General features: G+C 71.4%; 22 protein-coding genes. 13 read left to right on the top strand and 9 right to left on the bottom strand.

What is annotated here, in order from left to right:
- Window positions 1–151: 151 nt before the first annotated feature.
- Entirely contained in the window at window positions 152–799 is a 648-nt protein-coding gene (locus ACUKCB_RS16665; RefSeq protein ID WP_473036523.1) for a TetR/AcrR family transcriptional regulator, read from the bottom strand.
- 279 nt (window positions 800–1,078) lie between these two features.
- On the bottom strand, window positions 1,079–1,306 hold the full coding sequence (locus ACUKCB_RS16660) for a hypothetical protein (RefSeq protein ID WP_473036522.1): 228 nt from the start codon (window positions 1,304–1,306) through the stop codon (window positions 1,079–1,081).
- A 282-nt stretch (window positions 1,307–1,588) separates the two neighbouring features.
- Between ACUKCB_RS16660 and moeZ the strand changes: the two genes are divergently transcribed.
- Both moeZ and ACUKCB_RS16650 read left to right on the top strand, forming a co-directional pair.
- Window positions 1,589–2,752, top strand: a complete 1,164-nt coding sequence (moeZ, locus tag ACUKCB_RS16655) for an adenylyltransferase/sulfurtransferase MoeZ (protein WP_473036521.1) — start codon at window positions 1,589–1,591, stop codon at window positions 2,750–2,752.
- A 182-nt stretch (window positions 2,753–2,934) separates the two neighbouring features.
- Window positions 2,935–3,321, top strand: coding sequence for an SPW repeat domain-containing protein (locus ACUKCB_RS16650; protein ID WP_473036520.1), 387 nt, complete (start codon window positions 2,935–2,937; stop codon window positions 3,319–3,321).
- A gap of 23 nt (window positions 3,322–3,344) precedes the next feature.
- Here the strand turns inward: ACUKCB_RS16650 and ACUKCB_RS16645 are convergent, their stop codons facing one another.
- Complete coding sequence (locus ACUKCB_RS16645; protein ID WP_473036519.1) at window positions 3,345–3,632, bottom strand: EamA family transporter; 288 nt, start codon at window positions 3,630–3,632, stop codon at window positions 3,345–3,347.
- A 96-nt stretch (window positions 3,633–3,728) separates the two neighbouring features.
- On the opposite strand from ACUKCB_RS16645, the gene ACUKCB_RS16640 reads away from it, so the two are divergent.
- From ACUKCB_RS16640 to ACUKCB_RS16630, 3 genes are all read left to right on the top strand, one after another.
- Window positions 3,729–4,085 (top strand): MGMT family protein, encoded by a 357-nt coding sequence (locus ACUKCB_RS16640; protein WP_473036517.1) that lies wholly within the window; start codon window positions 3,729–3,731, stop codon window positions 4,083–4,085.
- A gap of 87 nt (window positions 4,086–4,172) precedes the next feature.
- Complete coding sequence (locus ACUKCB_RS16635) at window positions 4,173–7,313, top strand: ATP-dependent helicase (RefSeq protein WP_473041036.1); 3,141 nt, start codon at window positions 4,173–4,175, stop codon at window positions 7,311–7,313.
- Complete coding sequence (locus ACUKCB_RS16630) at window positions 7,306–10,932, top strand: ATP-dependent helicase (protein WP_473036516.1); 3,627 nt, start codon at window positions 7,306–7,308, stop codon at window positions 10,930–10,932. The genes ACUKCB_RS16635 and ACUKCB_RS16630 overlap by 8 nt, the downstream gene beginning before the upstream one ends.
- 102 nt (window positions 10,933–11,034) lie before the next feature.
- On the opposite strand, the gene ACUKCB_RS16625 is transcribed toward ACUKCB_RS16630, so the two are convergent.
- Window positions 11,035–11,271 (bottom strand): DUF397 domain-containing protein, encoded by a 237-nt coding sequence (locus ACUKCB_RS16625; protein WP_473036515.1) that lies wholly within the window; start codon window positions 11,269–11,271, stop codon window positions 11,035–11,037.
- On the bottom strand, window positions 11,268–12,131 hold the full coding sequence (locus tag ACUKCB_RS16620; protein ID WP_473041035.1) for a helix-turn-helix domain-containing protein: 864 nt from the start codon (window positions 12,129–12,131) through the stop codon (window positions 11,268–11,270). Before ACUKCB_RS16620 ends, ACUKCB_RS16625 begins: the two co-directional genes overlap by 4 nt.
- 233 nt (window positions 12,132–12,364) lie before the next feature.
- On the opposite strand from ACUKCB_RS16620, the gene ACUKCB_RS16615 reads away from it, so the two are divergent.
- Both ACUKCB_RS16615 and ACUKCB_RS16610 read left to right on the top strand, forming a co-directional pair.
- Entirely contained in the window at window positions 12,365–12,910 is a 546-nt protein-coding gene (locus tag ACUKCB_RS16615) for an ATP-binding protein (RefSeq protein WP_473036514.1), read from the top strand.
- A gap of 108 nt (window positions 12,911–13,018) precedes the next feature.
- Window positions 13,019–13,390 carry a hypothetical protein gene (locus ACUKCB_RS16610; protein ID WP_473036513.1) on the top strand — a complete coding sequence of 124 codons (372 nt, stop codon included), beginning with the start codon at window positions 13,019–13,021 and terminating at the stop codon, window positions 13,388–13,390.
- Between the two features lie 216 nt (window positions 13,391–13,606).
- On the opposite strand, the gene ACUKCB_RS16605 is transcribed toward ACUKCB_RS16610, so the two are convergent.
- Together ACUKCB_RS16605 and ACUKCB_RS16600 are read right to left on the bottom strand one after the other, a co-directional pair.
- Window positions 13,607–14,263 carry a DUF4333 domain-containing protein gene (locus tag ACUKCB_RS16605; RefSeq protein ID WP_473036511.1) on the bottom strand — a complete coding sequence of 219 codons (657 nt, stop codon included), beginning with the start codon at window positions 14,261–14,263 and terminating at the stop codon, window positions 13,607–13,609.
- Window positions 14,264–14,523: 260 nt separating this feature from the next.
- The gene (locus ACUKCB_RS16600) at window positions 14,524–15,066 is read right to left on the bottom strand and encodes an EF-hand domain-containing protein (protein ID WP_473036510.1); all 543 of its coding nucleotides are present in this window, start codon (window positions 15,064–15,066) and stop codon (window positions 14,524–14,526) included.
- A 155-nt stretch (window positions 15,067–15,221) separates the two neighbouring features.
- On the opposite strand from ACUKCB_RS16600, the gene ACUKCB_RS16595 reads away from it, so the two are divergent.
- Together ACUKCB_RS16595 and nudC are read left to right on the top strand one after the other, a co-directional pair.
- A complete protein-coding gene (locus ACUKCB_RS16595) occupies window positions 15,222–16,604 on the top strand; it encodes a dipeptidase (protein WP_473036509.1) in 1,383 nt (460 codons plus the stop codon).
- 121 nt (window positions 16,605–16,725) lie between these two features.
- Window positions 16,726–17,676: an NAD(+) diphosphatase gene (gene nudC, locus ACUKCB_RS16590; RefSeq protein WP_452546349.1), complete on the top strand. Its 951-nt coding sequence runs from the start codon at window positions 16,726–16,728 to the stop codon at window positions 17,674–17,676.
- A 143-nt stretch (window positions 17,677–17,819) separates the two neighbouring features.
- On the opposite strand, the gene ACUKCB_RS16585 is transcribed toward nudC, so the two are convergent.
- Together ACUKCB_RS16585 and ACUKCB_RS16580 are read right to left on the bottom strand one after the other, a co-directional pair.
- The gene (locus ACUKCB_RS16585; RefSeq protein WP_473036508.1) at window positions 17,820–18,302 is read right to left on the bottom strand and encodes an ANTAR domain-containing response regulator; all 483 of its coding nucleotides are present in this window, start codon (window positions 18,300–18,302) and stop codon (window positions 17,820–17,822) included.
- Window positions 18,303–18,411: 109 nt separating this feature from the next.
- Window positions 18,412–18,672: a mycoredoxin gene (locus ACUKCB_RS16580; protein ID WP_452546525.1), complete on the bottom strand. Its 261-nt coding sequence runs from the start codon at window positions 18,670–18,672 to the stop codon at window positions 18,412–18,414.
- 261 nt (window positions 18,673–18,933) lie between these two features.
- On the opposite strand from ACUKCB_RS16580, the gene ACUKCB_RS16575 reads away from it, so the two are divergent.
- From ACUKCB_RS16575 to ACUKCB_RS16560, 4 genes are all read left to right on the top strand, one after another.
- A complete protein-coding gene (locus ACUKCB_RS16575) occupies window positions 18,934–21,045 on the top strand; it encodes an ATP-dependent DNA helicase UvrD2 (RefSeq protein WP_473036507.1) in 2,112 nt (703 codons plus the stop codon).
- Window positions 21,038–21,925, top strand: a complete 888-nt coding sequence (gene tesB / locus ACUKCB_RS16570; protein WP_191268412.1) for an acyl-CoA thioesterase II — start codon at window positions 21,038–21,040, stop codon at window positions 21,923–21,925. Before ACUKCB_RS16575 ends, tesB begins: the two co-directional genes overlap by 8 nt.
- Before the next feature lie 236 nt (window positions 21,926–22,161).
- Window positions 22,162–22,512 carry a hypothetical protein gene (locus ACUKCB_RS16565; RefSeq protein WP_473036506.1) on the top strand — a complete coding sequence of 117 codons (351 nt, stop codon included), beginning with the start codon at window positions 22,162–22,164 and terminating at the stop codon, window positions 22,510–22,512.
- Between the two features lie 204 nt (window positions 22,513–22,716).
- Entirely contained in the window at window positions 22,717–22,995 is a 279-nt protein-coding gene (locus ACUKCB_RS16560; protein WP_191268410.1) for a WhiB family transcriptional regulator, read from the top strand.
- Window positions 22,996–23,005: the final 10 nt, after the last annotated feature.

The following is a 23,005-nucleotide window of genomic DNA, read 5'->3' as shown; positions in this document are numbered from 1 at the left end:
TTGCCGGGCAATGATTACTTCTTTGTTCTTTTATTTTCCGGGCGGTGGGAAAATGCCCGATTCGCTGTTGTGTGAAGAGGCTTGTTCGGAAAAAGGAGAGCCCCCGGCGCGCGTTCGCGCGCCGGGGGCGGTGGCTTCGTCGGGCCGGGGCTCAGTCCCCGGCCTCGTCCTCCTCGCCGGACCGGGCGAGGTCCCAGCCGCTGATCCCGCGCCAGGCCAGCCGGGCCACCAGCTGCTCGGCGGCGTTCTGGGGGACCGAACCGTGGTTGTTCAGCCAGTACCGGGCGCTGGTCTCGGCCATGCCGACCAGGGCGATGCTCAGCAGGTGCGCCTCCTCGTCGGAGATGCTGGTGTCCTGCCGGATCACCTTGCCGATCAGCTCGGCGCAGCGCTGGAACGTCTCTTCGCTCTTCTCCCTGACCGCGGGGAGGTTGCGCAGGTCGGACTCGAAGACCAGCCGGAACGCCTCTCCGTCGCCCGCGACGAAGTCGAAGTAGGCCTGGAAACTGGCGGTGACGCGCTGACGGTTGTCGTCGGTGCTCTCCAGTGCCTCCCGCTGCTTCTCGACCAGGGCCTCGGAGTGTTCCTCCAGAAGGGCCAGGTAGAGCTCCAGCTTCCCGGGGAAGTGCTGGTAGAGGACCGGTTTGCTGACACCCGCGCGGTCCGCGATCTCGTCCATCGCCGCCGCATGGTAACCACGGGCGACGAAGACCTCCTGAGCTGCGGCCAGGAGTTGGCGGCGGCGCCTGACCCGGGGCAAGCGGGTGCCCCGGGCGCGGGCGTCTGAAGGAGCTGTCACACCCACACCCTCCGAACTCGGCATGGCAGATGCACGCCATTCATTGGACATCTGCGTGGCTGACGCTGTCGGACCCGGCGTCGGCGCTGTGACGCGGCCCGCAGCTTTTCCCTCATCTTACTGCTGCGTAAGTTCGGTGTGGGCAGCACGGAGCGACGGCTTTCCCGCACCGACCGGGCCGAAAGCCCGCGTCGCAGGTGGGGAGGGGCGCCAAACGCCCGCCGTGCAGGCGAACGGGCCGCCCCCGCCCCCCGACGGTGTGCGGGGCGCGGATCCGCCTCAGCGGCGTTCCTCCTCGTCCGGGCCCACCTCACGCACCTGTTCGATCACGTCCGCCTCGTTGGCCTGGTCGAGGGCCCCCTCCGGGGGCTCCTCGGCCCAGTCGTCGCGGTCCTCGTCCTCGGCCGGGACGCGCTGTTCGGCCGCGTCGGCCTCGGGTACGGCCGCCGCCGGGTCCTCGCCTGCGGCGGTGCGCCCTCTGTTCCCCCTGGGATCGGAAGATGTCACGGGATCCTCCCAACGTCGTCGCGGAGCGTACGAGCGACACTACCTCCGGGTCGCCGCCGGGAGGGGGATCCGCGCGGGATGAACTCCCGGGCCGCCGTGGTTGGGGAGGTCAGGGCACCACCCCGGGGGCGACGAGGGCCACGCCTGCCCGGGGTGGGAATGGAAAACCCCACCCGTTAGGTTGGGTATGAGTGCAAGCAGCTTCGCGCACCGCCCCATGTTCCCGTGGGCCCCTCGGCACGGGTGGATGCGAAGCGACCCGAACAGACATGAGGAGTCACCGTGTCGCTGCCGCCGCTGGTGGAACCAGCCGCAGAGCTGACCGTGGACGAGGTGCGCCGCTACTCGCGTCACCTGATCATCCCCGACGTGGGCATGGACGGCCAGAAGCGTCTGAAGAACGCGAAGGTGCTGGTCGTCGGCGCGGGCGGCCTGGGCTCCCCGGCCCTGCTCTACCTCGCCGCCGCGGGTGTGGGCACGCTCGGCATCATCGACTTCGACGTCGTCGACGAGTCCAACCTCCAGCGTCAGATCATCCACGGTCAGAGTGACGTCGGCCGGCCCAAGGCCGAGTCCGCCCGGGACAGTGTCAAGGAGGTGAACCCCAACGTCGAGGTCGTCCTGCACCAGGAGCGCCTGGAGTCGGACAACGCGTTGGATGTCCTCGCCGACTACGACCTGATCCTGGACGGCACCGACAACTTCGCCACCCGTTACCTGGTCAACGACGCCGCCGTCATCCTGAACAAGCCCTACGTGTGGGGCTCGATCTACCGTTTCGACGGCCAGGTCAGCGTCTTCTGGAACGAGTACGGGCCGCAGTACCGCGACCTGTACCCCGAGCCCCCGCCGCCCGGCATGGTCCCCTCCTGCGCGGAGGGCGGCGTCCTGGGCGTGCTGTGCGCCTCCATCGGCTCGGTGATGGTCAACGAGGCGATCAAGCTGATCACCGGCATCGGTGACCCGCTGGTCGGCCGTCTGCTCATCTTCGACGCCCTGGAGATGAGCTGGCGCGAGGTCAAGGTCCGCAAGGACCCGGACACCGAGCCGGTCACCGAGCTCATCGACTACGAGGCCTTCTGCGGGGCCGTGTCCGAGGAGGCCACCGAGGCCGCTGCGGACTCGACCATCACCGCCCCCGAGCTCAAGGAGCTCCTGGACAACAAGGCCGACGACGTCTTCCTCGTCGACGTCCGGGAGAAGAACGAGTACGAGATCGTCAACATCCCGGGTGCGACGCTCATCCCCAAGGGCCAGTTCCTGAACGGCAAGGCCTTCGAGCAGCTGCCGCAGGACAAGCGCGTCATCCTGCACTGCAAGTCGGGTGTGCGTTCGGCGGAGGCCCTGGCCGCGGTCAAGGCCGCCGGCTTCTCCGACGCCGTGCACGTGGGCGGTGGCGTCCTGGCCTGGGTCAACCAGGTCGACCCGAGCCTGCCCACCTACTAGGACCGCCCGGCCGACACGCCCACCGAGGGCGCGGGGCCACCAGGACGGCGCCGGGGTTCCCCGGCGCCGTCCGCTGTTTTCCGGTGCCGCCCGGCCCTGGGATCCTCCCGAGTGGGTACAGGTCCCACACGGGGTGCCGAGCCGACCACCGGCGCGCACCCCCGCCGCAGGGAGGTGGCGTTATGCGTGTGAAGGGACGCTGGGCGGACTGGGCTTCGGTCGTCCTCGGTGTCGCGGTGGGCCTGAGCTGGATCTGGCACGGGATGTACGGATTCTCCGGCGGGCTGTTCTTCGTACTGGGGCTGGCGGTCGTCCTCGCCGCGGCCGTGTCGCTGACCCGCCCGGGAGCGGTGTCGAGCGAGGTCGGGGTGCTCGCCGTCGGGGCCCTGATCTTCACGCTGCCGTGGATCCTGGGCTTCACCCACATCCTCGGGGCCGCTCTGACCGCATGGATCGGCGGCGGGGCCATCGTCGTGCTGGGCGCCGTCGGGCTGGTCATGGCCGGGGCGGCGCGCAGGCGCGACCCCGAACTGGCCTGGGGCGGCCACAGCAACACCGTGCCGGAGTAGCCACCCGGCCCCGGGCCGTCCGCTCAGCGCGGGCGGCTCCGCTCCGTCCCGGAGGGCTCGGCGTTCTCCGGCGGCTTCACGGACTTCGGGGGCTGTGCCGCAGTGCCCTGTCCTCGTCGGGAGACGGCCACCCCGGCCAGGCACAGCGCCCCGCCCAGCAGCGCGCCCGGCACCGGTATCTCGCCCAGGAGGGCCCAGGAGAGGGCCACCACCAGGGCGGGGACCAGGTAGGTGGTGGCGCCGAGCCGCCCGGCGGGCATCCGGGAGAGGGCGAAGGCCCAGGTGGTGAAGGCCAGCGCGGTGGGGAACACCCCGAGGTGGACGACGGTCGCCGCGCCCTGCGGTGGGGGCCGCCCCGAACCCGCCGCGGAGCCGCTTCGTCGTGGCGGTTGGCTAGGCTTCGCACCATGCCCGAGGAACCCCGAACCCGCACCCCCGGCGACGAGGCACCGGAGGAGACCCTCGACGACTACACCGAGGAGGTCCTCTCCGTGGTCGAGCGCATCCCGTCGGGCCGGGTGCTGAGCTACGGAGACATCGCCGAGTACGTCGGCCGGGGCGGCCCCCGGCAGGTGGGGGCCGTCATGTCCCAGTGGGGCGGGGGAGTGCCCTGGTGGCGGGTGGTGCGGGCGGACGGGCGCCCCGCCGAGGGGCACCTGGTACGTGCCCGATCCCACTACGCCGCCGAGGGGACCCCGATGCGCCCCCGGAGCGACCGTGTGGACATGCGCCGGGCCCGGTGGGACGGGGACTGCGGAGGCTGAGGGCCCGTCCGCACCCCTGGCCGGCCGTCCGGGATGGTCATCCGACTCTGGTGAACTGGGGGCGTGAACACATCCCCGTACCGTCTCGTGCGGCGCGCCCACCAGGTGCAGCCGCCGCCGGTGCTGGACGAGAACCAGCAGTGCGTCGTCGACCACCCGGGCGGACCCCTGCTCGTCCTGGCCGGCCCCGGAACAGGCAAGACCACCACCGTCGTCGAGGCCGTGGTGGACCGCATCGACAACCGGGGCGTGGACCCCTCCCGCGTCCTGGTGCTCACGTTCAGCCGCAAGGCCGCCCAGGAACTGCGCGAGCGCATCACCGGACGGCTGCGCCGCACCACCCGCGAACCCCTGGCGCTGACCTTCCACAGCTACGCCTACTCCCTGATCCGGCGCGAGTTCCAGCGGATGGGCGACCTGCCGCCCCGGCTGCTGTCCGGCCCCGAACAGCTCATGGAGGTCCGCGAACTCCTGTCCTGGGAGTTCCAGGACGGCGCCTCCGGCTGGCCGGAGCGCCTGCGCCCCGCCCTGGAGACCCGCGGTTTCGCGGAGGAGCTGCGCGACTTCCTGATGCGCGCCCAGGAGCGCGGGCTGGGGCCCGGCGAACTCGCGGGGCTGGCCGCAGAACGCGAGCGCGACGACTGGACCGCCGCCGCCGGGTTCCTGTCCCGGATGAACGGCCGCTTCGACATCGCGCCCGTGCCCACGCTCAACTACGCCGAGCTGGTACGGGTGGCCGCCAACATGCTCTCCGACCCCGAGGTGCAGGAGCGCGAGCGCGCCGCCCACGAGGTGGTGTTCGTCGACGAGTACCAGGACACCGACCCCGCCCAGGAGGAACTCCTGCGCGCCCTGGCCGGGGACGGCCGCGACCTCGTGGCGGTCGGCGACCCCGACCAGTCCATCTACGGCTTCCGCGGCGCCGAGGTGGACAACATCCTCGACTTCCCCGGCCGCTTCCGCACGCTCCAGCGCACCGACGCGCCGGTCGTGGCGCTGCGCACCTGCCGCCGCAGCGGCTCCGCCCTGCTCGCGGCCTCCCGCGGCCTCACCCGCCGCCTGCCCGCCGTCGCCGCCGCACACGGCCGGGTCAACGCCCACCGCGACCTCACCCCCGCCGCGGGCGTCCCCGACGGCGAGGTGCACCTGATGATGGCCGACAGCGCCACCCAGGAGGCCGCGGTCATCGCCGACACCCTGCGCCGGGCCCACCTGGTGGACGGGGTCCCGTGGTCGGACATGGCGGTCCTGGTCAGATCCTCCAGCCGCCAGCTCCCCGTGCTCCGCCGGGCCCTGACCGCCGCCTCGGTGCCGGTGGTCGTGGGCCCCGACGACCTGCCGGTGGCCGCCGAACCCCTCGTCCGGCCCCTGCTCGGGCTGATCCGCCATGGCCTGCGCCCGGAGGAACTGGACGAGGAGTCCGCCCGCGAACTCCTGATGAGCCCGTTCGGTGAGGCCGACACGGTCCGCCTGCGCCGCCTGGTGCGCGCCCTGCGCCGCCTGGACCTGGACCGGGCCCGGGAGGCCGGGGACGGCGAGGACCCGGGGTACCGGCCCTCCGCCCGCCTGCTGGTGGACGCCCTGCGCGACCCGCGCGAACTCACCCTGGTGGACCCCGCGGTCGCCGCACCCGCCACCCGGGTGGCCAAGGCGCTGCGGACCGTGCGCGACCTGGCCGCCGAGGGCGCCGACGCCGAACAGGTCCTGTGGGAGCTGTGGCGCGAGAGCGGCCTCGCCGACCGGCTGCTCCGCGCCAGCCTCGCGGGCGGACGCCGGGGGGCCGCGGCCGACCGCGACCTGGACGCCGTGGTGGCCCTGTTCGAGAGCGCCGCCCGCTACTGCGACCGCCTGCCGCCCGGCACCCCCGACGGCTTCCTGGAGGACCTGGCCGCCCAGGAGATCCCCGGCGACAGCCTCGCCGAACGCGCCCCCGACGGCGAGGCGGTGCGCATCCTCACCGCGCACCGCTCCAAGGGCCTGGAGTGGGGGCTGGTCGTGGTCGCCGGAGCCCAGGAGGGGGAGTGGCCCGACCTGCGCCTGCGCGGCTCCCTGCTCGGCGTGGAGGAACTGGTCGACGCCCGGAGCCACGCCGCGGACTCCTTCGGCGCGGCCCTGGCCGCCAAACTCCTGCACGAGGAGCGCCGCCTCTTCTACGTGGCGCTCACCCGCGCCCGGCGCACCCTTCACGTCACCTGCGTGGGCGGCGAGGACACCGACGAACGCCCCTCCCGCTTCATCAACGAGATGGGCCTGGGCGAGCCCGAACAGGTCAGCACCGGCCGCCGCTGGCTCTCCCTGCCCGCGCTCGTCGCCGACCTGCGCTCGGTGGTCACCGACCCCGACGCACCCGGACCGCTGGTCGAGGCCGCCGCCGCACACCTGGCCCGCCTGGCCGAGGAGGGCGTCCGGGGGGCCGACCCGGCCGAGTGGTACGCGCTCACCCCCTTCACCGACGACCGCCCCCTCGCCGAGGAGGAGGACACCATCCGGGTGTCGCCCTCCCAGGTGGAGAGCTTCACCAACTGCCAGCTGCGCTGGCTGCTCGAACGCGCCGCCGGGGCCTCCTCCGGCGACTCCGCCTCCGCGCTCGGCACCGTGGTGCACGCCGTCGCCGTCCTGGTCGCCCAGGGCAGCAGCGCCGAGGAGGTGGGCGCCCGGATGGACGAGATCTGGGCCGACCTGGACTTCGGCGGGCCCTGGCAAGCCGACAAGCAGCGCGACCGCGCCGACGAGATGGTCCGCAAACTCCTCAGCTGGGACGCCGGAAACGAGCGCGAACTGGTCGTCACCGAGGAGGGGTTCCGGGTGGACGTCGGCGGTATCGAGATCACCGGCCGCGTCGACCGCCTCGAACGCGACGAGCAGGGCCGCGCCGTGGTGGTGGACATCAAGACCGGCCGCAACAAGGCCGACGACCTGGCCCGCCACCCCCAGTTGGGCGTCTACCAGATGGCCGTGCTCAGGGGCGCCTTCGCCAAGCTCGGCCTGGCCGAACCCGGCGGCGCCGCACTGGTGCACGTCGGCGGGGCCGCATTCAGCAAGAAGGCGCGTGAACAGGCCCAGCCCCCGCTGGGCGAGGACCCCGACCCCGGATGGGCGCAGACCCTCGTGCGCGAGGTCGCCACCGGCATGGGCGGGTCCCGTTTCGCCGCCACCCGCAACACCGGATGCAACTCGTGCGCCGTGCGCGCCTGTTGTCCGGTCCAGGACGAGGGCAGACATGTCTGAACCCAGCACCCCCACCCCCGACCCCCTCCCAGCCCCCGCCCCCGGATCCCCCGGACCGACTTTCACCCCGGCAGAGCTCGCCCGTCTCCTCGGGCGCCCCGAACCCACCTCCGAGCAGGCCCGGGTCATCTCCGCGCCGCTGGAACCCGGGGTGGTCATCGCCGGGGCGGGGTCCGGCAAGAGCGAGACCATGGCCTCCCGGGTGGTCTGGCTGGTCGCCAACGGGCACGTGCGCCCCGAGCAGGTCCTCGGGCTGACCTTCACCCGCAAGGCCACCGCCGAGCTGGCCGAACGGGTGCGCAAACGCCTGGAGCAGCTACGCGCCACCGAGCAGTTCCCCGAGGAACTGCTGGACGGCGAACCCACGGTCTCCACCTACAACGCCTACGCCGGGCGCATCGTGGCCGACCACGCCCTGCGCGAGGCGGTCGAACCCACCTCCCGGCTGCTCAGCGAGGGCCAGTCCTGGCAGCTGGCCGCCCGGATCGTCGGGGAGTACGACGGGCCGATGGACCACGTCGACGTCGGCGCCGATACCGTCACCCGCCGGGTCCTGGACCTGTCCGGGCAGATCGCCGACCACCTCACCGGCACCGACCAGGTGCGCGGCGTCGGCCGGTGGATCCAGGCCGGGCTGGACCGGATGACCCGCAAACCCACCAAGGAGACCCGGGACCTGGTGGACACCCAGCGCCGCCGCGAGGAACTCCTCCCGCTGGTCGACCGGTACAACCACGCCAAACACGCCCGTGAGGCGATGGACTTCGGCGACCAGATGGCGCTGGCCGCCCGCATCGCCCGGAACCACACCGAGGTCGGCCTCATCGAGCGGGGCCGCTTCCGGGTGGTGCTCCTGGACGAGTACCAGGACACCAGCCACGCCCAGCTCGTGCTGCTGCGTGCCCTGTTCGGCGACGGGCACGCGGTGACCGCCGTCGGCGACCCCTGCCAGTCCATCTACGGCTGGCGCGGGGCGATCGCCGCCAACCTGACCAGCTTCCCCACGGACTTCCCGGCCGCGCCCGGACGGCCCGCCTCCGTGCGCCGCCTGTCCGTCAGCTTCCGCAACGGCCGGCGCGTCCTCGACGTCGCCGAACGCATCTCCGAGCCGCTGCGGGCCGAGGCCGCCGACGTGCCCGTCCTGCACCCCGGGCCCGCACGCCGCGACCGGGGCACCGCCCTGACCGCCCTGTTCACCACCGAGACCGGGGAGGCCGCGTGGATCGCCGACCAGGTGCGCCGCCTGGTCAGGGCCACCGCCGAGGACCCCGGCGGCCCGGTGTTCGCCCCCGACGGCCGGGCCTGGCCCGAGGGCGAGTCCGGCGGGGCCTCCGACGGGGCGGTCAGCCCCGGCGACATCGCCATCCTGTGCCGCAAGCGCTCCCAGTTCCCGCCGCTGCGCGAGGCCCTGGAGGCGCACGACATCCCGGTGGAGGTCGTGGGCCTGGGCGGGCTCATGCTGGTGCCCGAGGTCCGCGACATCATCGCCACCCTGCGCGTGGTCCACGACGCCTCCGCCGGGAACGAACTGGCCCGCCTGCTCACCGGCCCGCGCTGGCGGATGGGCCCCCGCGACCTGGCCGCCCTCGGTGCCCGGGCCGCCGAACTCGCCCGGCACACCCGCCGCGACCTGACCGGGCCCGCCGCCGAGGAGGGCCCGGAGGGCGAGGACGGCGAGGACCTGCTGCGCCGCACCGTCCTGGACCTGACCGCGGAGAGCGGCAGCCTGGTGGACGCCGTCGACGACCCCGGCCCCGCCGGGAACTACTCCGAGGCCGCCTACGAACGCCTGGGCCGCCTCGCCGAGGAACTGCGCTCCCTGCGCAAACTCGTCGGCCAGCCCCTGCCCGACCTCATCACCGAGGTCGAGCGCATGCTGGGCCTGGACATCGAGGTGGGCGCCCGCACCCACCGGGACCCGCTGTCGGCCCGGGCCGACCTCGACGCCTTCGTCGACCACGCCGTCCGCTTCGTGGGCAACACCGAGGACCCCACCCTCGGCAGTTTCCTGGGCTACCTCAACGCCGCCGAGGAGAACGAGAGCGCGCTCAGCCCCGGGGAGCGGGTCGGCGGTTCGGACAGCGTCAAACTCATGACCATGCACGGCGCCAAGGGCCTGGAGTGGCCGGTGGTGATCGTGCCGGGGGTGAGCGCGGGCAAGCGCGCGCCGCTGTTCCCGGCCAAGGCGCGCGACTCGCTGGCCTGGGTGAAGGCCGAGCACCTGCTGCCGTACCCGCTGCGCGGCGACCGCCAGAGCCTGCCCGTCCTACAGGGGGTGGACAAGGAGTCCATCGCCGCCTTCAAGGAGGCCGAGGACGCCCGCCACCTGATGGAGGAGCGGCGCCTGGCCTACGTGGCGGTCACCCGCGCCTCCTACGCCCTGGTGTGCACCGGGCACTGGTGGGGCCGGACCGGCAGCAGCCCGCGCGGCCCCTCGGAGTTCCTGGAGGAGGTCCGCGAGGCGTGCGAGCGGGGCGCCGGGAGCGTCGTGCACTGGGCTCCGCCGCCCGACCCCGAGGACACCAACCCGCACGACGACGAGGAGTCCTCCGCCGTGTGGCCGCCCGCCGAGGTGCCCGCGGTGGGGGGCGGGGCCGCCGCGGCCCCGGCCGAGGCCGCGCCCGTGGTGGACCCGGACCCCGGTGCCGACTTCGTTCCCGGCCCGGAGCCGGAGCACGAGTACGAGCCGGAGTACGACCCCGAGTACGACGACGGGCCCCCGCCCCCGTACGACCCGGGCCCCGAGCCCGTGTTCGAGCCGGAGCCCGGGTTCGAGACCGGACCCGCCCCGGTGGCCGCGCCTGCGCCGGACAGCCGCCGCGCCCAGATCCTGGCCGGGGCCGACCTGGTCGAACGCGCCCGCGCCCGGCTCCGCGCGGGCAGGCCCGCCGGTCCTCAGAAGACCCCCGAGGGGCTGCGCCGCCGCCTCCAGGGGTGGGAGCGCGACACCGAACTGCTGCTCGCCCACCGGGAGACCGAGAGGGCGGGCCCCGGCGACGGGACCGTCCAGGTGGAGCTGCCGGACCACCTGTCGGTGTCCTCCATGGTCTGGCTGGCCCGCGACCCCTCCGCCCTGGCCCGGCAGATCCGCAGGCCGCTGCCCCGGCCGCCCGCGCCGCACACGCGCCGGGGCACGGCTTTCCACGCCTGGTTGGAGCAGCGCTTCGGGCAGCACGCCACCCTGCTCGACGAGCTCCCCGGTGCCGCTGACGAGACGGCGGGGGAGGACGAGGACCTGGCCGAGCTGCAGAGGAAGTTCGAGGAGAGCGAGTGGGGTCCGCGGGTGCCGGTCGAGGTGGAGGTGCCGTTCGAGACGGTCATCGGTGACCGGTTGATCCGCGGCCGGATGGACGCGGTCTTCTACGACACCCTCACCGGGCGCTACGACGTGGTGGACTGGAAGACCGGCCGCCCGCCCGGGAACGGGGCCGAGCAGCGGGCCGTGGGCGTGCAGCTCGCCGCCTACCGCCTGGCCTGGGCCGATCTGGCCGGGGTGGGGCTGAAGGAGGTCCGGGCGGCGTTCCACTACGTGCGGGCGGGGGAGACCGTGCGCCCCACCGACCTGCTGGATGCCGAGGGTCTGGCCGCGCTGATCGCCGGTGTTCCGGAACCGGAGTGAGTCCCGGGGTGTGGGGTGCGGATTCCGCAGCCGAAGGCCCCGGCCGTGACCTGGGATCGGTCACGGCCGGGCTCTGGTTCTGCTGGAGGGGGTCGGAGGCGGTTACCCGAGGGCGGTGGTGAGGAAGGAGGTCCACTCGGCGGCGGGGAAGGGCAGGTGCCCGGCGCCCGGGTGTTTGGAGTCCCGCATCGCCGCACCACAGGGGAGCGATCCCACCTCGACGCAGTTCTGAGCGTGTCCGCTGTGGCTGCTCTTGTGGAAGCCGGTGGGGATGGGAGCGACCTCTACGCAGTTCTGATCCTGTGCACTGTGGGTGCTCTTCCGAAACTCCAGGATCATTCGTTTTCGCTTTCTATCGATGCTTTGACACTGGCGATGAACTGCACAGATGCAGTTGACGATAGTGCTACGCCTTGCACATTACCGAAGGCTACGTTGAAGCGCTCGATGTCACTTGGCTGCTCTAGGTACAGACCATCGGCTGCTGTGCTCACGTAGATGATCGATGGATCACGCGGCTCTGGGAAGTCCAGGATGGTGAACGCTCCAGCCATGCCCAGGTGCGCTCCGCTCGTGAAGCGGAGCACCTGGATATCGATGTTGTGTCGCATAGCCAGGTGTTCGAGGTGTTCAAGCTGCTCGCACATGACTTCTCGGCTGCCAACTATCCGTTTCAGCGCAGCTTCATCGATGACCGCGGTCATGTGGGGTGCCTTGACTCCTGCCAGGATGTTCTGCCTTGTGAGTCGCGCTTCCACTCTTCGTGCGATGCTGGGGTCATCGGTGGCGCGTCCACCCTTGAAGACCTCCTCAGCGTAGGCAGGGGTCTGAAACAGGCCGGGGATGACCTGTGCCTCGTAGGTTCGAAGCGCCGATGCCTCAGCTTCGAAGTCAGGCAGCGCGTTTTCGCTGAAGATGTCCTTGTACCTGGACCACCACCCCTTTTCCTTCGATTCTCGGGATAGGCGATGGAGCGCTTCGCGAGTCTCCTGGTCAATGCCATAGAGGTCAGCCAAGGCGTCCAGGTCTCGTGCGCGCGTACGGCGGGACTCGGCAGTCTCGATCTTGCCGACTGTGGCTCTTGGGACTCCTGAACCTTTAGCGGCTGCGTCCAAGGTCAGGCCGTGCTCTTCGCGGAGGCGACGCAACTCGAAGCCCAGTCGCCTGCGTCGGATGGTGGGGCTATAAGGCCGGTACATAAGGGACAAACTAGCAAGTTCTTCTCCGATTCTCAGTTATTCGTTGAAAACTGAGAATCGCAGTTACAAGATGAAGCTGTAGCCACGACCAGTCCATCACCAGAGGACTTTGAGATTCTTACTGGTCAGGCTATGTCCAGCCCGTTCTGTGCGTCATGGGAACCGTGAACCTCCCGACGGGCGACCTTCCCCACCCCTGTTCGTGCTCTGTCATGCCAAGGAGTGTGTTCGTCATGTCCAACTTCGCCCCGGCGCTCGCGCGAAGCGAGGTCACGGTTCCGTTGGCCAGCTTCATCAAGCCCTTCCACGCCCACTACTTCTCCGGGGCGCCCGACCGCCCCCACTTCCGCAAGCGCCAGTACAGCTTCCCGGGGCTGGCCTCCCTCCTGCCCCTGGCCCGCGCCTTCCTGGACACCTGCGCGGCCGACCGCTCCACCGACTACCGCTACCTGTTCACTCTCCTGGGCGCGGAGCTCGCCAACAACGCCGTCGCGCACTCGCGCTCCAGTAAGGACGGCGCCTGCTACACGCTCCAGGTGGAAAGGCTGGCCGACGGGCTGGTCCTGACCTGCCGGGACCGGGGAAGCCTGCGTCCGACCCGGCCCGTCCCCCTCGCCGCGGACCCGGACGGGCTGGACCTGGAGAGCGAGTCGGGGCGCGGACTGGCCATGGTCAACGCCCTGGCCACCCGGTGGGGCGACAACGCCAACCCGGAGTTCCGCAACGTCTGGTTCTTCCTGGCCAGCGACCTCAGCGAGAGCTGCTGGAACACTCTCTGACCTGAGCTCAGGAACGAGAAAAGGGCCCAGAAGACGCGCCAACGTCCTCTGAGCCCCAACACAAACCCTGAAATCCAGTCCGCTAAAACCAAGAAAGCAGGATCAACGATGAATCCTATCCCCATGCCCCGGACCTCGCGGGAGAACCGGGTGATCGGCGCGACCTGCCCCACCTGTGAGCACCGCTCCTGCCGGACCTGCCGGGCGCAGAGCCTGCCCCGCCTGGGCGGGCACCGGGCGGAGTTCCACACAGAGCACGCCCGAGCCGCGCTGCTCCAGGCCCACCCGTCGCCCGCCACCACCCTCAACGGACGCCTTCGGCGCAGCCCTGATTCCAACCGGCACCTGATCATCTACTTCGGGGAAGCCACCCAGTCCTACTGGGTCGCCTCCCGCACCGGCCTGTACGAGGCCGGGACCTGGGACGACCTGCTCGCCCACCTGTGGGCCCGCGACCAGCTCCGCCGACCGCACCACTAGCGCCACCCCGGGCAACGCCCGTCCTGCCGCCGACAGGTTCCTACCCGGAGGGCGCTGTCGGCTGCCCCAGGACGGGCGTTGCCTGCCTCGGTGGCCCGGGCCCCTTCGGCCCCTTTTTTCGCGGTGATCTTGCTACCAGGGGCCATTTCGGCGCCGAAGTTGCTTCTGGTAGCAAGATCACCGGTTGGGGAGGAGCCGCTGGGTGGTGCGCCGACGCTACTGGGCCTTGTCGACCTGGATGTCCCACAGGACGCTGCTGCCCTCGACGGTGGTCACCGTGATGGTGACGTCGTGGTAGACGCTGTCCTCGAAGAAGTTGCAACTCATCTCGGCTCCCACCTCCGCACGGAGGGAGGTGGAGGTGCAGGCGAGGTTCTCGGGGGCATAGCCCTCCGCTTCCAGCGCGGTGGTCGACTGCTCGATGACCTCTGAAACGGGGACCTCGCCGCCGCTCGCCGCGGTGCTGTTCTCGTCGCCGCCGGTCTCCTCGGCGGCCCCGTCCTCGGCCGCGCCCTCGTCCTCGGCGGCGGTGTCCTCGGCCGGGGCATCGTCGACCTTGATGTCCCACTCGGCCCGGCCGCCGTCCACCGAGGTCGTGGTGATGGTCACGCCGACGCTCTCGCCGCCGTTGGTGAGCTCGCAGCGGATCTCGGCGCCCACCTCCGCGGGCAGGTCCTCGGAGCAGGTGAACTCGTCCGGGGCCCCAGCCGGCTGCTCGGCCAGCATCTCCATGGACTTCTCGGCGACCTCCTCGGCGGAGACGGAGCCGGGGCCGCCGATGCTGAAGTCGAACGAGCAACCGGTGGACAGGAACAGGGGAAGCGCTCCCAGAACTGCTCCGGCGATGATTCGGTGACGGGGGACCTGCCGCATCGCGGCCTCCTAGATCTGTGGTGACATGCCACCTGAACGGACGCCGGGTGCGGCGGGAAGGTTCCGAATCCGAGGGTTCCGATACCGGTTCGTGGTCTAGGCGCCTGATTCGTTGACCAGGTGTCGGCGGGGGTAACCCCTGGGTCACGGGCCGGGACCCTCCGAACCCTCCCGTGCACGCTCCGACAACGGGGCCCCGGCCCCCGGCGGGGACCCGTGCCGGGCGGCGCAGATCCCCGTCCTCCGCCGCCCGACTCCGGTCAGACCACCCCGAAGACGAACCCGCCCGGGGAGTCGATGTCGTCCCCGAACAGGTACCGCCGGGCGGACAGCACGAACTCCTCCCGGCTGATGAAGGCGTCCCCGTCCGTGTCCACGTGCGCGAACCTCTTCCGGGCGCCCGGCTCCTCCGCGCCCAGGGCCTTCGCGTAGACCAGGAACTCCTCCTCGCTGATCCGGCCGTCCTCGTCGGCGTCCAACAGGTCGAACACCGCCTCCGCCACGGCCTCGGCCGCGTTGGACCGGCTCCGGTCCTCCGAGGCCGCCTGCATGGCTGCCACGAACGCCTCCCGGTCCAGACGGCCGTCCCCGGCCTCCTCGTGCCCGGCCAGCTTGTGCCACATCACCTCGTACGCCTCCCGGATGGCCAGGGCGCGGGGCGCCTGCGCCTCCAGGCCGTACCCGGACACGTACCGGTCCACCAGCCTCTGGTAGTCGTCCCAGGTCACGGACTTGTCGCCGTCGGTGTCCAGGACATCGAAGAGATCGCTGAACCTGGCGGCGATCCGGGGGTTGGTGCTCAAGTCTTCCTCCTGTCGGTCCGGGACGCCTACCGTCCCGTTGTGAGTGATGCGGGCCCCGAACGGTTCCATGCGTTGTGCACCCACCGCCGTTCTCGGGCCGTTCGTCCAGGTTCTAAGGTCGATCCTGACAAGGATGTCTAGGACAAGGACGGCTGATGGACGCACGTGCCTACATCGAGGCGCACCGGGACGAGTTCCTCACCTCGCTCAGGGAGTGGCTGGCGATCCCCTCGATCTCCGCCGACCCCGAGCACCACGAGGACGTGCGCCGCTCGGCCCGCTGGCTGGCCGACCACCTTACCGGGACCGGCTTCCCCACGGTCGAGCTTTGGGAGACCCCGGGGCTGCCCGCCGTGTTCGCCGAATGGCCCGCCGCCGACCCCGACGCGCCCACCGTGCTCGTCTACGGCCACCACGACGTGCAGCCCGTCGACCCCCTCGACGAGTGGGAGACCGAACCCTTCACCCCCACCGAACGCGGCACCTCCCTGTACGCGCGGGGTGCCTCCGACGACAAGGGCCAGGTCCTCTTCCACGCCCTGGGCGTGCGTGCGGCCCTGGCGGCCTCCGGCGCCGAGGCCCCGCCCGTCACGATCAAACTCCTGGTCGAGGGCGAGGAGGAGTCCGGCTCCGTGCACTTCGCCGAGCTGATGAAGACCAACCGGGAACGTCTGGCCTGCGACGTCGCCGTCATCTCCGACACCACCATGTGGGCGGCCGACACCCCCTCCATGTGCGTGGGCATGCGCGGCGTCACCGACGTCGAGATCAGCCTGTACGGCCCCGAGCGGGACCTGCACAGCGGCTCCTTCGGCGGCGCCGTCCCCAACCCGCTCAAGGTCATGAGCGACCTGCTGTCCGGGCTGCACGACGCCGACGGTCGCGTCGCGGTCCCCGGCTTCTACGACGGCGTCGTCGAGGCCAGCGAGCAGGAGCGCGAACTCATCGCCCGGTTGCCCTTCGACGAGGCGGCGTGGCTGGCCACCGCCGGCTCCACCGCGGCCCGCGGCGAGAAGGGCTACAGCACCCTGGAGCGCGTCTGGCTGCGGCCCACCGCCGAGATCAACGGCATGTGGGGCGGCCACACCGGCGCGGGCGGCAAGACCATCGTCCCCCGCTCCGCGCACGCCAAGATCAGCTTCCGCCTGGTCCCCGGCCAGGAACCGCTGCACGTCCAGGACCGCGTCCGCGCGTACGTGGAGGCGGGCGTCCCCGACGGTGTCCGCGCCGAACTGGAGTTCGGCGGCCCGGGCGTGCGCGCCTGCGCCTCCGACCTGTCCTCCACCGCGCTGAAGGCCGCCCGCTCCGCGATGGGGCGCGCCTTCGGCAAGGAGGTCCTGTTCACCCGCGAGGGCGGCAGCGGCCCCGAGGCCGACATCGCCGACATCCTCGAAACCCCGCTGGTGTTCCTGGCCGTGGGCCTCAACGAGGACCGTATCCACGCCCCCAACGAGAAGGTCGAGACACCCCTCCTGCTCAAGGGAGCCGAGAGCGCCGCCTACCTCTGGGAGGAGCTGGGCGCCGCCAAGGAGGCCTGAGTCCGTCCGGGGCCGAGCCCCGGACGCGCGCCCCCGCCGTGCCACCGGTTAGCCGGGCGGGGGTGCGCACGGGGCCCGGAGGCGTTAAACCTTGAGGAGAACCACGAACCCGGAAGGCCGCATGGAATCCGAAGCCGCACCCCTGCTCGCCCGTTCCACCGTCGACCCCGTCGGACACCGGCGCGGTGACGACGACTGGCTGGCCGCCGCCTGGGCGGATCCGGCCACCAGGGTCCTGGTCCTGGAGGGCGGTGAGCCCGGCAGCTACGGCTGGAAGGCGCTCATGGCCAAACAGTCCCGTGCCCTGGTCACCACCGGCCGCACCCGGGAACTCGTCCTCACCGACCCGCAGCACGCTCCCGAGGGCGAGCGCTACCTGCTGGGCAGTGACGGGGAGCGCGCCTACTTCGCGGTCCGCTCCACCGCGGAGCTGGCCGCCAACCCGGTGGCCGAGCCAGCGTCCCTGCGCGAGGTCGGGGCGGTCCTCAACGACCACGACACCGGCCTGTTCACCCGGGCGATCGCCCTCGCCAACTGGAACGCCGGCCACGGCTTCTGTCCGCGCTGCGGCGCCGGGACCCGGATCGAGAAGGCGGGTCACGTGCGCGTCTGCGAGCAGGAGGGCACCGAACAGTTCCCCCGGATGGACCCGGCGGTGATCATGCTGGTGCACCGCGAGCGCGACGGCCGCGAGGAGGCGCTGCTGGGCAACAATCCGAACTGGGACGCGCACCGCTTCTCCGTGCTGGCCGGGTTCGTCGACGCGGGGGAGTCCCTCGAACAGGCCGTGGTCCGCGAGGTCGCGGAGGAGGCGGGCGTGGTCGTCGACCAGCCCCGCTACGTGGCCTCGCAGCCCTGGCCGTTCCCGCGCAGCCTCATGGTGGGCTACACCGCCCGCGCGGTGGGCCAGACCGAGCGCACCGACGACGAGATCGCCGAGACCCGCTGGTTCACCCGCCCCGAACTGGCCGAGGCCGTGCACAGCGAGGAGGTCGTCCTTCCGGGGCGGGTCTCCATCGCACGCACCCTCATCGAGCACTGGTACGGCTCGGAGCTCCCCGGCGGCTGGTGACCCCGGGTCTGCGCGCACGTCCCGGCGGCAACGCACGCCGGCGGTGGCGGTGCGCACACCGGCGGCGGGGCGCCCGTCCCCCCGGAAGCGGACGCCCCGTGTCCGTGCCGGTTCCGGTCAACCGGTCCCGGCCGGCGGCCGGTTCAGGTGGAGAGCTCCTCCGGCAGGACGGTCAGCGGGCTGGTGCTGCTCTCCACCACGTCCCGGGCCAGTTCCGCGACCTTGCGGCCACGGGAACGGGCCGAGGAGCGCAGCTTCTCGAACGCCTCGCGCGGCGGCATCGTGTGCCGTTCGGCGAGGACCCCGATCGCCTGCTCCACCACGACACGGGAGTGCAGCGCGTGCTCCAGCTGCGTGATCGTGTGCCGCAGGCGCTCCACCTCCGAAGCCCCCTCGGGGGCCCGGCCGGGCGCCTGCGTCCGAGGACGGTCGGCACCCGCCTCGGAGGTGAGAAGGTCCGCCAGGACCATCGCGCTGACCAGGTCCGGCGTCTCGTGCCCGCTCTGGCCGGTGCCCACACGCCACCCGTGCGGGGTGCGGTGCACCACCTCGACGTCCACCGTGTCGGTGCCCGCTATGTCATGAGGCCTCACATCGTCCCCCAACTCAACACTCCCCGTCATCATGGTCCGAGCTACGGTCTCGGCCGAGCCGTCCCTCGGAACGGGGGTGTCCGCCCCTGGGGGGAGGGGTCCCGCCGCGCGGGCCGCGTCCTGCGGCCCGCGCCGTCCGTCCTCAGGACAGTTCGGCCAGCTTCTTCTTCACCTGAGCGAGCGACGGATTGGTCATCGCGGTCTCGTCCTCGAAGACCACGGTGGGGACCGTCTGGTTCCCGCCGTTCACCTTCATCACGAACTCCGCGGCCTCCGGATTCTCCTCGATGTTCACCTCGCGCAGGGCGATCCCCTCGCGGGACAGCTGGCTCTTGAGCCGCTTGCAGTATCCGCACCAGGGGGTGCTGTACATCGTGAATCGTTCGGTGCCCGTACTCGTCATCTCACTCACGTCTTCTCCGGTCGAAGGTCATGTTCGGGGATCGGTCCCCCCATCCCAACACCAGGGGGCTCCCACCGCTTCCCATGACCGCACGACACAACGTGGGACGCCTCACAGGCCCGACTGGTTCTGGAATGTGTCGATCGGCTCGTTCACCGACCCCGCCGCCGGCACAGGCGGATCCGCTCCCGACGACAGCCGATACTTGAGAGACTGTGCGCCCACGGTAGGACAACCGCCCCAACCAGATGCAGGAGCACCATGGACCCCGACCGCGTCCTGGAGGGACTGGACCCGGAACAGACCGAGGCGGCGCGCGCCCTGCGCGGCCCCGTGTGCATTCTGGCCGGTGCCGGAACGGGGAAGACCAGGGCGATCACCCACCGGATCGCGCACGCCGTGGCCAGCGGGATCGTCTCCGAACAGCAGATCCTCGCGGTCACCTTCACCGCCCGGGCCGCGGGGGAGATGCGCGGACGCCTGCGTTCCCTCGGCGCCCCCAGGGTCCAGGCCCGGACCTTCCACGCGGCCGCCCTGCGCCAGCTCGGATTCTTCTGGCCACAAGTGGTCGGTGGCGAGAAACCCACCCTGATCGACAGCAAGATCCAGGCGGTGGCGCGGGCCGCCCGCTCGGTGGGCCTGCAACCGGACCGGACCGGGCTGCGCGACCTCGCCGGCGAGATCGAGTGGGCCAAGGTCACCCAGGTGCGGCCCAGCGACTACGACAAGGCCGTGGTCAAGGCCGGGCGCGAGGCGCCCATGTCCACCGGCGAGGTCGCCCGCGTCTTCGAGGCCTACGAGGACCTGCGCCGCGAGCACAACCTCCTCGACTTCGAGTCGATGCTCGAACTCACCGCGGGGATGATCACCGAGTACCCCGCGGTCGCCCAGCGGGTGCGCGACCAGTACCGGTACTTCGTCGTGGACGAGTTCCAGGACGTCAACCCGCTCCAGAAACTCCTCCTGGACGCCTGGCTCGGCGACCGCGACGACCTGTGCGTGGTCGGCGACCCCAGCCAGACCATCTACTCCTTCGCCGGGGCCAGCCCGGAGTACCTGACCGGGTTCGCCAACCGCTACCCGCACGCCACCGTCGTCCGGCTGGTCCGCGACTACCGCTCCACCCCCCAGGTGGTGCGGGTGGCCAACCACGTCATCGCGCAGGCCAGGGGCGCGACCTCCGCGAACCACCTCACCCTCCGGGCGCAGCGCCCCGACGGGCCCGATCCGCTCTACCAGGAGTACGACGACGAGCCCGCCGAGGCCACCGGCGTCGCGCGCAAGATCAGCGTCCTGCTGTCCGACGGGGTCCCCGCGAGCGAGATCGCGGTGCTGTTGCGCACCAACTCCCAGTCGGCCGCCTACGAGCAGGCCCTGGCCGACGAGGGCGTCCCCTTCACCGTGCGCGGCACCGCACGCTTCTTCGAGCGCCCCGAGATCAAACAGGCCGTGCACACCCTGCGCGGCGCCCGGCACGGAGCGGCGGGCGAGGAGGCCGAGCCCCTCGTCCCGACCGTGCGCCAACTGCTCTCCCAGATGGGGTTGGCGGAGACCGCCCCCGAGGGGCGCCAGGCCCGGGAGCGCTGGGAGTCGCTCTCGGCGCTGGTCCAGCTCGCCGAGGACATGGCCGCCAGGCCCGGACCCGACGGCCGCCCCGTCACCATGGCGGGCTTCGTGGACGAGCTCGAGACACGGATGGCCACCGAGCACGCGCCCGGGTTCGAGGGGGTGACCATCGCCTCACTGCACTCCGCCAAGGGGCTGGAGTGGGATGCGGTGTTCCTGGTCGGCCTGACCGAGGGCATGGTGCCGATCATCTACGCCGAGACCGACGAGCAGGTGGAGGAGGAGCGCCGGCTCTTCTACGTGGGGGTCACCCGGGCCCGCTCCAGCCTCGCGATGTCCTGGTCGCTGGCTCGCTCGCCCGGCGGCAGGAGGACCCGCAAACCCTCCCGCTTCCTCGACGGCCTGCGCCCCGCCTCGCCCTCCACCGCCAACCGCCGGGATCGGCGCAAGGGCGGGGTCGTGCGCTGCCGGGTGTGCGGGGGCCCGCTGTCCGACTCCACCGAGCGCAAACTCGGCCGCTGCCTGGACTGCCCGTCCACCTACGACGAGGCCCTGCTGGAACGCCTGCGCGAGTGGCGCAGGCAGAGCGCGCAGGAACAGAAGGTGCCCGCCTACGTGATCTTCACCGACGCCACCCTCCAGGCCATCGCCGAGCAGGAGCCCTCCAGCGTCTCCCAGTTGACGGCCGTGTCCGGTGTGGGCCCGACAAAACTGGACCGTTACGGTGAAGCGGTACTCGCGCTGGTCGCGGGGCGGGAACCGGCGGATGCGGACGCCGGTGACGAGGAGGAAGAACCGGATGAGTGAACAAGGTGCGGGGCACACCCGGCAGTCCCTGGCCGACCTGCTGAGGGTCCTGGACCTGGAGCAGATCGAGGTCAACATCTTCCGCGGGATCAGCCCGGACGAGGGGCCCCAGCGGGTCTTCGGCGGACTGGTCGCCGGGCAGGCGCTGGTGGCGGCGGGCCGGACCGTGCCCGCGGGGCGGTACGTGCACTCCCTGCACGCCTACTTCATAAGACCGGGCGACCCGGCGGTGCCGATCGTCTACGAGGTCGACCGGGTCCGGGACGGGCGTTCGTTCACCACCCGCCGGGTCGTGGCGATCCAGCACGGCAAGGCGATCTTCACCCTGTCGGCCTCCTTCCACAAGGAGGAGCCGGGGTTGGACCACCAGATCCCGATGCCGGACGTGCCGCCGCCCGAGGACCTGCTCAGCACCCGCGAGCGGCTGCGCGAGGCGTTCGGGAAGGTGCCGAACTTCGTGCAGTGGCACCCGATCGAGACGCGTCCGGTGGGCGCCATGTCGTTCGAGGCCGAACGCGACCCGCAACTGCGCACCGCCACCAACCCGGTGTGGTTCAAGGTCGACGGCGAACTCCCCGACGACCGCCTCACCCAGGTGTGCCTGATGACCTACGCCTCGGACATGACCCTGCTGGACACGGTGCTGCTCCGGCACGGCCGGTCCTTCGCCGGTATCGCGATGGCCAGCCTCGACCACGCCATGTGGTTCCACCGCCCGTTCCGCGCCGACGAGTGGCTGCTCTACGCCCAGGAGACCCCGACCGCGCAGGGCGCGCGGGGGCTGGCCCGCGGCCTCGTCTACACCCGGGACGGACAACTCGTCTGCTCCGTGGTGCAGGAAGGGATGATCCGCGTGGTCGACGCGGAGGGCTGGGGCTGAGGACCCGTCGGCGCGGGTGGCCCCCGAGGGGGCGGTCCGGGGCCGGAGCGCGGTGGGTAACGCTCCCAGGCCCTTTCCCATTCCCGTGAAGTTCTGGCCGGATGCGGACGTTTTCGCAGGTCAAAAATAGGTTGCCTTGTTTGTTGGGCTGACCGTAGTGTGTACACCGTCGTAATGACCGCTCTCGGCGCAGGTGCAAGACCCTGCGCCCGACTCTGAAGGAGGTGCCCGATCTGATGGCCACGAAGAACACGATGAACCCCGGTTTCGCTGCTGCTTGGCAGCTGTTCTCGCCGCGCGTCGCCCCGGGCACCAGCCTGGGCGGTAGCACCATGGTCGCCACCATGGGCAGCCGTACGAACACCGAAAGTGGCACCGCCGCCATCGGCATGGCCCAGCTCCTCGGAGCCGGTCTCGTGTCCGAGCGGACCAGTGTGCCCGCTGGCGGTGCCATCGGCGGCCTGCGCCACGAGTCCGAGCTCGCCCTTGATCGAGGCAAGTTCACCGGCGGCTTCGAAGACGCATCGCACGAAACCCCGCGCCTGTACGGCGCATCGGGGGAGTGTCCACGGAAGATTCCGGCCTAGAGCAACACGGGCCGAGAGTTTCGACCGTGGCCGCGGACCCCGATACAGGGGCCGCGGCTTTCTTTGTATCTCCGTAGGTTTCCCGTCCCCCAGGGGCGAGGGAGAAGACGGCGGCATCGCAAGTCCAGGTCCCGCACCGGATCTGTTCCGGTGACTGAACACCGACCGCGTTGTACGAACGATCAAAGATCTTGGAGGGCACCGATGCTTGCGTCGGTCCTGGAAACGCCCGCGCTGGGCGAGGTCGACATCCCCTGCCGCAACGAGCCGGACCTGTTCTTCGCGGAGTCCCCCGCCGAGGTCGAGCAGGCCAAGGCGATCTGCGGAGCCTGCCCGATCAGGGAGCAGTGCCTGGCGGACGCCCTCGAACGGCGTGAACCCTGGGGTGTCTGGGGCGGGCAGCTGCTCGTCTCCGGCCAGGTCGTGGCGCGCAAGCGCCCGCGCGGCCGCCCCCGGAAGAACCCCGCGCCGGTCGCCGCCTGACCGCTCGGGT

The sequence above is a fragment of the Nocardiopsis moroccensis genome, assembly GCF_055763695.1.
This window is presented reverse-complemented; position numbering and strand designations above follow the sequence as displayed.

What these genes read in the sequence shown, in the direction of transcription:
- ACUKCB_RS16575 (WP_473036507.1), top strand. Translation starts at nt 18,934, where the DNA reads ATGGACCCCGACCGCGTCCTGGAGGGACTGGACCCGGAACAGACCGAG.
- ACUKCB_RS16565 (WP_473036506.1), top strand. Translation starts at nt 22,162, where the DNA reads ATGGCCACGAAGAACACGATGAACCCCGGTTTCGCTGCTGCTTGGCAG.
- ACUKCB_RS16625 (WP_473036515.1), bottom strand. Translation starts at nt 11,271, where the DNA reads ATGATCCTGGAGTTTCGGAAGAGCACCCACAGTGCACAGGATCAGAAC.
- ACUKCB_RS16605 (WP_473036511.1), bottom strand. Translation starts at nt 14,263, where the DNA reads ATGCGGCAGGTCCCCCGTCACCGAATCATCGCCGGAGCAGTTCTGGGA.
- ACUKCB_RS16585 (WP_473036508.1), bottom strand. Translation starts at nt 18,302, where the DNA reads ATGATGACGGGGAGTGTTGAGTTGGGGGACGATGTGAGGCCTCATGAC.
- ACUKCB_RS16580 (WP_452546525.1), bottom strand. Translation starts at nt 18,672, where the DNA reads ATGACGAGTACGGGCACCGAACGATTCACGATGTACAGCACCCCCTGG.
- ACUKCB_RS16640 (WP_473036517.1), top strand. Translation starts at nt 3,729, where the DNA reads ATGCCCGAGGAACCCCGAACCCGCACCCCCGGCGACGAGGCACCGGAG.
- ACUKCB_RS16620 (WP_473041035.1), bottom strand. Translation starts at nt 12,131, where the DNA reads ATGTACCGGCCTTATAGCCCCACCATCCGACGCAGGCGACTGGGCTTC.
- nudC (WP_452546349.1), top strand. Translation starts at nt 16,726, where the DNA reads ATGGAATCCGAAGCCGCACCCCTGCTCGCCCGTTCCACCGTCGACCCC.
- ACUKCB_RS16560 (WP_191268410.1), top strand. Translation starts at nt 22,717, where the DNA reads ATGCTTGCGTCGGTCCTGGAAACGCCCGCGCTGGGCGAGGTCGACATC.
- tesB (WP_191268412.1), top strand. Translation starts at nt 21,038, where the DNA reads ATGAGTGAACAAGGTGCGGGGCACACCCGGCAGTCCCTGGCCGACCTG.
- ACUKCB_RS16615 (WP_473036514.1), top strand. Translation starts at nt 12,365, where the DNA reads ATGTCCAACTTCGCCCCGGCGCTCGCGCGAAGCGAGGTCACGGTTCCG.
- ACUKCB_RS16595 (WP_473036509.1), top strand. Translation starts at nt 15,222, where the DNA reads ATGGACGCACGTGCCTACATCGAGGCGCACCGGGACGAGTTCCTCACC.
- ACUKCB_RS16630 (WP_473036516.1), top strand. Translation starts at nt 7,306, where the DNA reads ATGTCTGAACCCAGCACCCCCACCCCCGACCCCCTCCCAGCCCCCGCC.
- ACUKCB_RS16610 (WP_473036513.1), top strand. Translation starts at nt 13,019, where the DNA reads ATGAATCCTATCCCCATGCCCCGGACCTCGCGGGAGAACCGGGTGATC.
- ACUKCB_RS16650 (WP_473036520.1), top strand. Translation starts at nt 2,935, where the DNA reads ATGCGTGTGAAGGGACGCTGGGCGGACTGGGCTTCGGTCGTCCTCGGT.